This window comes from Brevundimonas denitrificans (assembly GCF_030160755.1).
Taxonomy (GTDB): Bacteria; Pseudomonadota; Alphaproteobacteria; order Caulobacterales; family Caulobacteraceae; genus Brevundimonas; species Brevundimonas denitrificans.
This window is the reverse complement of sequence record NZ_BSOY01000200.1, coordinates 1-648: the sequence shown is the minus strand read 5'-3', so window position 1 is coordinate 648 and position 648 is coordinate 1. Positions and strand designations below refer to the sequence as shown.

Sequence of the window (648 nt, the reverse complement as noted above, 5' to 3'; positions counted from 1 at the left end):
CCCTCAGCTTTACCGCCCCGTCTTCAGTCCCTGTCGGCAGTACGGTATTCCTTGCAGTGCCAGAGGCAGACTTCCCGTTCCCCTTGTCGCGGAACCCGGATATTTCCAGCATCTTCAAAACCCCGCACCTGCCCATCCTGACCGAGTGGGAAAACCTGCGAAACAGCCTGAACGAGTTAGCTTCTCACAACCCCGCGCTGGCAAAAGATATTCTCAACACCCGGATTCCCTCGGCCAATACCAACCTGAGCAGCAGCCTGCTGTTCTTCATTTCCGCCCTGAACGGCGGGAATATGGAAAAATGGCTGGGGCAGGATGCGCGGCAAGCCCTTGAGACCGCAGGCCGGCGCGATCTCCTTCAGGCCCTGAGTGACGACTTTACCTCTCTTTCAAGGCTGGCGGCCGATCCCGGAGGACAGGACTGGAAGCTGCTTCCCTTCCCCTTCTATGATGGTGAAGCCCTGCAACAACTGCGGATGTTCTATCGCCATCGCAGCGGAAGCGGCAAAGACAAGGAAGAAGCCGCCACCCGGTTCGTTATCGAACTGGACCTGTCCCGAACCGGCCCCATCCAGTTGGACGGCCTGTTCAAGAAGGCCCGTTTCGACCTCGCCGTCCGATCGCAAGCCCCCGTGGACGATGCCGTTC

General features: G+C 59.3%; 1 protein-coding gene. It reads left to right on the top strand.

All coding sequences use genetic code 11. The features are described from left to right. A partial coding sequence (locus tag QQJ79_RS15745) for a hypothetical protein (RefSeq protein WP_284223873.1) occupies nucleotides 1-648 on the top strand: 648 nt, incomplete at both ends.